Here is a 7,776-nt window from a genome sequence, read left to right as displayed (position 1 = left end):
AGTGACGTAAGTTATATCAGAATATTCAATTAGTAATGATAGATACAAAATTCAAATGTTTGACTTAGCTATTACCTGTTTATGCAACGCCAGTGAGGAAATTATAAAATTTAAGTGCTGTGGATAACTGAACTCCCGAATCAGCCACGTCCAGCTCCAGCGCATAGCGCCTAGTGGACTTCCCTCCCCGTGTCTACGATAAGTCAACAGCGAATCGCTTACGCTCTTCGTGTATCCTTTATCTCAGGGGAAAAGGAAGATCGACTAAGACCGCCGCTTTGCGCGGCAACGTCGACCCACCCGCGATGCGCGGGCGCAGTCCATACGGCGCTGAACAGGCGCTTGCGCTTTTGTTCTCGGGAAGGCCCTACAAGTCTATTTTAAAGCCGAATTCTGGGTGTTTATATATTTGTTTAAAGCGGCTGTCATTTTGAAGGGTTGTAGCAAGGTCCTCTGGTGCGAAAAGGAAGAAGTCATTATTAAATGCTATATTAGCTCCTTGATAATAGCTATGCCAGACAAGCTTTGAACAGTAGAGACCTGTCTCCAGATCTTCTAATGGGATTTGGTTGCTGAATGTGAAGGGTGGAACAGCTAATCCATTATCCAATTTATCATTGTAGCTCTGCAGGAATTCTTCAGCAAAATTAGCTGCTTTATTTCCTGAATCTGATTCTTTACTTCGATAATGAACATGGATTGGATGGATAGTTAGGAACTCATCGATTGGACTTTTTTTAACCTGAGGATGGGAGGTTACAGCTTCAATAATAGAGTCTTGATCAACTACTATAGCGGAGTGTCCCATATATCCTGGCGGCAGGAAATCTCCATAATTATCACTGGCACATAAGATGTCGCCAGGTTTGAATACCCTGCCAACTGTATCGTCTTCAGGCTGTCTGAAATTAGGGGCAATGACTGTAGAATGTTTGTAGCCACTAGAAAATATACAAACAATTGTTAGTAGCTGTACATTCCTGTTTTGCAATCGAATCACAGGTGTGGGTGAATATGTTCCAACTAATTGGTTGCCACGATACACTTGAATACATTCAATTGGATAATTTAAATCTATATAAATGTTGATCTTATTACCATCAGTGAATCCTGATATAACAGAATTTTTCATAGAAAACACCTCTATATGCTTTTAATACAACATATAGGTGTTTGACTGTATTTGTGCTAAAATTATTGAATTTTTTAATTAGTTAAGGAAGCATAAATACTTTCTTATTGCTTAGTGCAACTATGAATTCACCAAAATAGCTTAACGAATAGCAAGTTTGCTTATTTGGATGTTTAGACTTTTCTTCTAAAGGAAAATAGTAGCACTGAAAACATATTTAGAAAGGGGTCGTTTTCCATGTTGCTTAAGAATAAAGTTGCTCTTATCACTGGTGCAGGTTCTGGAATGGGAAAAGCTCAGGCGGTTGAATATTCCAATGAAGGAGCAAAAGTAATTCTTGCAGATATAAATTTAGAGGGAGCTGAAAAAACTGCACAACAATTAAGAGATAATGGCGGAGAAGCAGTTGCAGTAAAAGGTAATGTTGCAAAAAAAGCAGAGGCTGAAGACATGGTAAATAAAGGCCTGGAACACTTTGGGCATATTGATATCTTATCAAATACTGCTGGTATATTGGATAACTATAAGCCTTCTTTAGAAATAGAAGAGGATGAATGGGATCAAATAATGGGTGTTAATCTAAAAGGCGCTTACCTGATGACAAATGCGGTACTACCTCAAATGATTGAGAAAGGGAAAGGTACGGTTATTAACTTTGCATCAATAGCAGGGTTTGTAGCAGGAGGAGGCGGTGCAGTTTATACACCTACAAAACATGGTATAATAGGCTATACAAAGCAACTGTCATTTGATTATGGCAAAAAGGGAATTAAAGCGAATGCGATTTGTCCTGGTGCTGTAGAAACGGCGATGACAAAAGAAATATTTGAAGAAAATGAAGCTATTCAGGATTTGCTGAGTGATACTCCAGCAGGCCGCGCAGCAAAACCGGAGGAAATTGCATATTTATCTGTATTTCTAGCAAGTGATAAATCAGATTTCATCCACGGAGCACCAATCAAAATTGATGGTGGCTGGACAGTTAAATGATATATTAAAATGCCCCTCATGTAATAGTTGTGAGGGGCATTTTATCGTTCTAGTCCATCAGTTCTCCGACGATTTCATAAGAACGTTTCCGGGCTTCCTGGTCAAAAATTTGTGAGTTGATAATCATTTCATCAGCTTGGGTTTCTTCCAGGAACTTTTCTAGTCCTTGTTTTACAGTTTCCTTGCTTCCTACAATTGTTGAGCGGGAATTGATTGATTGTTCGACTGCAGCTTTTTCCATTTCGGTCCAAACGCTGTCAATATCATCAATTGGACGTTGCAATTTTGTAGGTTTTCCTTGTCTTATACTTAGGAATTGTTGTTGCTGTGATGTTGCTAAGTACTCTGCTTGTTCGTCTGTGTCGGCGGCTATTACATTTACTCCAACCATTGCATAAGGCTTTGCTAATGTATCAGATGGTTTGAAATTGTCACGATAAAGATTCAAAGCCGGAATCGTGTAATCTGGTGCGAAGTGACTTGCAAATGAAAAGGACAAGCCTTTTTTTGCAGCCAGTTGTGCACTGAATCCACTTGAGCCTAATAGCCAAATTGGAATATTTAATCCTTCACCTGGAACAGATCTGACTCTGGCAGTTCCCTCGAAATATGCTTCAAGCTCATCAACCTGCAACGGAAAATCCTCTACACGTTGATTTAATGTACGACGCAAGGCATATGCTGTAGCTTGATCACTTCCGGGTGCACGCCCTAAGCCGAGGTCAATTCGCCCCGGATACATGGATTCAAGTGTGCCAAATTGTTCTGCGATAACTAATGATGCGTGGTTTGGTAGCATAACACCACCAGCGCCGACACGCATGTGATTGGTTGCGCCAGCGATGTGTCCGATTATTACTGAAGTTGCTGAACTCGCAATCCCAGGCATGTTGTGATGTTCTGCAAGCCAGAAACGGTTAAAACCATATTTTTCAACACTTTGAGCAAGGTCGACACTATTTTTAAAAGATTCCGATGGATTGCTGCCTTCCAATACAGGGGCAAGGTCCAATACGGATAGCGGTATATTGTTAAAAGTTTTTTTAGTCATGTTATTCACTCCTTATTGAGAAATGATACGACGATATGAAAAGAACGTCCAATTATTAGCTTGAACAAGCTTCTCTTTTTCTATTAGAAAACTTGGCTTTTCGCCAAGCCTTAGTTGCACTTAAACATCATTTCCCTAATAGGGTGGCTGCGCATTTGGAAACCATGTTGACTTCTTATCTGCTAAAAAAGCCATCAAAAGTTCTAAACTTTTGATGGCAACTATTTAATGTTTTAAGGTTTCCTTTATCTCCTTATACTCCTCTATACTAACCTCGCCTTTAGCGAGTCGATTGTCCAAGGTTGCCATTGCGTTGGGGCTGCTACTATTATAATAGCACCTATCACTGTTTCTGCGCTTCCAGATAATAATATTTGCAATGAAAAATGTGATTAGTAATATAAAGAGAAAAAAACCGATTGGATGAAAATATTCTCCATACATAATGATCAACTCCTATAGTTCCTTATTTTTTTGTATCATTTCCATAGTTGCTTTTACAGTAACAAGTGAACTCCAGAATAATACCATTGCTATGACTGGATGGATTGCGGCTACAAAGGGTGCGCTTGCAGTTAACTGTGTTGTCACATATTGCATAATGATTAAGAGGTAAAGACCGGCATAATTCCACCGTATTTTTTTAGGGACACTTACAAAGAATGAAAGAATCAGCATGATAATTGGAGTAAATTCAAAGTAATGAATGAAAGTTGTATGCAGCTCCCAATTACCATAATTAACAAAGGTTGCAATGCCAGCAAGAAATACCTGAATAACTACACAAATGAAAAATAAAAGTGAAAGTACTACTAAGATTCCTCGAACTAAACGATTGGTACTCGAAAGTGTTTCAGTTTTCATGAATTCCCTCCTTTTTCATTTAGAAACTGTAGTACGCCTTCCCCATGGCTTAAATACAGATAGTCCAAACATGAGAAGTAGTGAAATGAGTTGGATGATTATCCCTATCCAAAGCTCTGCCTGTACGATAAAAACATCTGTGCGTGCGCCTGAAGATTCAATCAGCTTAAATGCTTGTAATGTCCAGTAGTACATTCCCCACAAATTTAACGCGAATACTGGAATTGTTAATAACTCTTTTGCGATGATCCAATAAAATTTAAATAGCCCCCATTTTGTCCAGATAGAAAGAAGGATGCCGGTGATAATCGTTCCGAAAGTCGATGCTTTAACGGATGTTTTGGATAATAAATGCATGACTTGGTAACTGCTTTCGATAAGCTGTCCATTCTCGGAAATGGCTATGGTTATACTCAATAGCAAGAAGGTTACCATATTACCTAGCATGATTGCCGCAAACAGGATGTGGCAAGTTTTTAACCACCTTTTAGGCGTAATTGAGAGTTTCATTTTTTCACCACCTGTTAAGGAAATGTTCTACTATTCTAATGTAACAAGCAGATATAAACCCCAACTAAAGCATTTATAAATTTTTTATAACCACCTGATGAAAAAACGAGAAACAAAAAAACCACCCCGTTATGGATAACGGGTTCCGTTTCCTATTACAAAACTCAGAATTACACTTCGTAGTTGTGTAATACTTGTTATTAAAATAAAAAAATATCAGTTCAGCAAACTGATATTTTTCTTCTATTTAATTTCAATTCCTGAATAAGAAATTAATATCTAATTAGACTATTTTTTTATGTTTTCTTGCAAAATTTTTATTTGTTGTTGCATCTGTTCTATTTGTTGTTGCATTTGTTGTTGTTGAAATTCCTGCTGTTGTTTGTCTTGCTCCTCTTGGATTTTATCTTGCCTATCTTGTTCGAGTGCAATAGCTTGCCCTGCAAAAGTAATTATATCTCCAGTAGACACAAACCACTGTCCAATGAATTGTAGAATATCAGCAAAGTTGTTACCATTGCCGTTATTATTTTCGTTATTATCAGTAAGTGGACACATAATATCCCCTTCTTTTCTTTTTAGAACTACTTTATGTTATGTTATCAAGCTTTGGTTGGCAACAAAAAATACTCTCTAATTCAATTTTTTATCTTCTTGTTCAACTAAACTGCGTCGTTCTAATGAGCATTAAATTAGTTTGCAAATTGATGCGCATTTCACATTATATTTTTAATGTTGCGATAGGTAAAAGAACCGTTTAAGCAATGGAATGGTTAGCCTTAAAACGATATCCGGATCCCCACACTGTTTGAATAAATTGTGGATTAGCTGTATCCTTTTCAATTTTCTTGCGTATTTTTTTCACGTGAACGGTTACGGTAGCTGTGTCACCCATTGATTCGATACCCCATATTTTTTCAAATAAGTGCTCTTTACTAAAAACCTGGTTCGGGTGCTTGGCCAGGAATGTTAATAAGTCGAATTCACGAGTGGTAAATGGAACTTCCTTTTCGTGGATAAAGACTTGTCGGGATGCTATATTTATTCGAAGCTCGCCTTTATGAATATCCTCGGTAGTGTCGTTTGTCTTAATCAAGCGTTCATATCTGGCTAGATGCGCTTTTACTCGTGCCACCAATTCGCTGGGACTAAACGGTTTTACAATATAATCATCAGCACCAAGTCCAAGACCGCGTACCTTGTCAATATCTTCATCCTTAGCTGTAACCATGAGTATAGGAATATCGGAATTTTTTCGTATTTTCTTACATAATTCAAAACCACTTATATTAGGAAGCATTAGATCTAGCAAAATAAGATTGAAGTTTTGTCGCGATATAGCTTCTAAACCGGTTTCTCCATCTGAAGCAATTACGACTTCAAAACCTTCTATTTCAAGGTAATCCTGTTCCAATGCTGCAATGCTGTTGTCATCTTCAATGATTAATATCCTATGCATGTTTATCACCTTCAGTTTCATTAAGGGTGAAGCAAATAGTTAATCCACCGTTTTGAGGGCTTGTAGCACTGATTGAACCACCATGAGCTTTAATAATTTGTGAAGCTATCGCAAGACCAAGTCCACTTCCTCCTTTATTTCGTGATGGATCTGTTTGGTAAAATCGATTAAAAATGTTGGCAAGGTCGCCTTCCGAAACTCCTGGACCGTTATCATTAATACATACTTCCACCATATTACCAAGATCCTTAAGTGAAATTTGTATGATACATTCGCTTTTGTCGATATATTTTATACTGTTGTAAATAATATTGTTCATTACACGAATGAGCTTGTCTCTATCCAATGAAACAGTTGTTTGCGAAGTTGCATTCTCGTTAAATGTTAAATGAACATTGTTGTCCAAAAGTTCTGGCTTCATTTCTTCCAGATAATCCTTTATAAATGCTTTAATATTTACTTCCTCAAAATGAAACGGCAGGCTTTTTACATCCAGTTTGGAATATAGGGATAGTTCTTTAATCAACATATCCATATATTCAGCTTTTGCATGTATGGTTTCCAAATACCTTCCTCGTTTTTCTGTTGTATTGGCAACACCATCTTGTATGCCCTCCACGTAGCCCATTATTGAAGTGATAGGGGTTTTCAAATCATGTGAAATATTAGCAATCAATTCTTTTCGGTTATTTTCATATTTATCACGTAGCTCCATTGATTCCTTCAATTGTAACCGCATGTCATCAAAAGATTTCACTAATTCACCTAACTCATCCTTGCTTAATGGTTTGACAGAAAAATCCAGATTTCCATTGCGGATATTTGCCGCAGCATTTGATAGTTGACGGACCGGATTTAGAATGCTTTTAGACATAAAATAAGATAACAGCACATTAGTAAGGATAAGCAGTAGTATTAAGCTAATAAATAATAGCGGAAAAAATGTTTTGGCGAATTGTGCGAATGATGAAGATTCACTTAATAGAAATATAGAACCTTCTGTGCCATTGTCAAAATAAAAATCATACTGCTTAACGGTATATTTATCATGCCCAAATGGAGGTCTGGTGTTGAACTCATTTTCACCAAATAGCGGCAAATCATGATATGAGATATCTCCTATACGATTCGACGTGTAAGAAAGCTCTGAACCCTTTCGAATAATTATTCCGCTATCACCGCCTTCTAGCTGGTTTGTTAGTGATTGGAGATATTCAGGGTCATCTAATTTTCCCTGTTCTAATGATGCCGTTTTTTTTAAACTATTAAATATTTCTATATCATTTCCCTCGGTCGAATTCCATCCTCCTTGCTGAGATTGATTAAAACCGCCGCTAGTGACGAGGTTTAATAAAATAACGATAACTATAATAAAAATGATTGGCATAACAATCATTGCTGCATTTGACAGAAATAGCCGTTTACGTATTGACATAATATCCACCTTCAGTTGTTATATTCCTTAGCATAACGCAAAAATCTAAACAAGTTCTAAAAAAATCTAAAATTTTTATAAAAAAATCTAAAATTTAGTTACGTTCACTCTTAATCCCTTGTCAGTAATGCATTAAAGATGTATAAAAATTTTTGTAAATACTTTAATGACAGCGTTTACAAAAACCTATTTTGTATACTTATGTATGTAAATAACTTATCTGAATTTTGAGTTAAAATTGAATTTATGATATACTAAAGGACACCGTTTTAAAAGAAACACGAATCCGGCTCGGTAAAAATCGAAAAAACCGGGGGATAAAGGCACCACAAAAG

Annotated in this window: 8 protein-coding genes; 1 reads left to right on the top strand and 7 read right to left on the bottom strand. The window is 37.0% G+C overall.

The genetic code is table 11. From position 1 onward, the window contains the following. Positions 1-367 precede the first annotated feature (367 nt). Positions 368-1,132, bottom strand: coding sequence for a C40 family peptidase (locus tag J2Z82_RS09755; RefSeq protein ID WP_209480612.1), 765 nt, complete (start codon positions 1,130-1,132; stop codon positions 368-370). A 237-nt stretch (positions 1,133-1,369) separates the two neighbouring features. Between J2Z82_RS09755 and J2Z82_RS09750 the strand changes: the two genes are divergently transcribed. After that, complete coding sequence (locus J2Z82_RS09750) at positions 1,370-2,122, top strand: SDR family NAD(P)-dependent oxidoreductase (protein WP_209480611.1); 753 nt, start codon at positions 1,370-1,372, stop codon at positions 2,120-2,122. A 49-nt stretch (positions 2,123-2,171) separates the two neighbouring features. Here the strand turns inward: J2Z82_RS09750 and J2Z82_RS09745 are convergent, their stop codons facing one another. The 6 genes from J2Z82_RS09745 to J2Z82_RS09720 form a co-directional block, all read right to left on the bottom strand. Beyond that, entirely contained in the window at positions 2,172-3,173 is a 1,002-nt protein-coding gene (locus J2Z82_RS09745) for an LLM class flavin-dependent oxidoreductase (protein ID WP_209480610.1), read from the bottom strand. A 456-nt stretch (positions 3,174-3,629) separates the two neighbouring features. After that, positions 3,630-4,037 (bottom strand): DUF6220 domain-containing protein, encoded by a 408-nt coding sequence (locus J2Z82_RS09740; protein ID WP_209480609.1) that lies wholly within the window; start codon positions 4,035-4,037, stop codon positions 3,630-3,632. Positions 4,038-4,052: 15 nt separating this feature from the next. Beyond that, the gene (locus tag J2Z82_RS09735) at positions 4,053-4,547 is read right to left on the bottom strand and encodes a hypothetical protein (protein WP_209480608.1); all 495 of its coding nucleotides are present in this window, start codon (positions 4,545-4,547) and stop codon (positions 4,053-4,055) included. A gap of 288 nt (positions 4,548-4,835) precedes the next feature. After that, the gene (locus J2Z82_RS09730) at positions 4,836-5,105 is read right to left on the bottom strand and encodes a hypothetical protein (protein WP_209480607.1); all 270 of its coding nucleotides are present in this window, start codon (positions 5,103-5,105) and stop codon (positions 4,836-4,838) included. 199 nt (positions 5,106-5,304) lie between these two features. Next, positions 5,305-6,015 (bottom strand): response regulator, encoded by a 711-nt coding sequence (locus J2Z82_RS09725; RefSeq protein ID WP_209480606.1) that lies wholly within the window; start codon positions 6,013-6,015, stop codon positions 5,305-5,307. After that, entirely contained in the window at positions 5,999-7,441 is a 1,443-nt protein-coding gene (locus tag J2Z82_RS09720; RefSeq protein ID WP_209480605.1) for a HAMP domain-containing sensor histidine kinase, read from the bottom strand. Before J2Z82_RS09720 ends, J2Z82_RS09725 begins: the two co-directional genes overlap by 17 nt. Positions 7,442-7,776 lie beyond the last annotated feature (335 nt).

The sequence above is a fragment of the Virgibacillus litoralis genome, assembly GCF_017873675.1.
Taxonomy (GTDB): Bacteria; Bacillota; Bacilli; order Bacillales; family Amphibacillaceae; genus Lentibacillus; species Lentibacillus litoralis.
The sequence above is the reverse complement of the archived record's forward strand: the minus strand, read 5'-3'. Positions and strand labels throughout refer to the sequence as shown.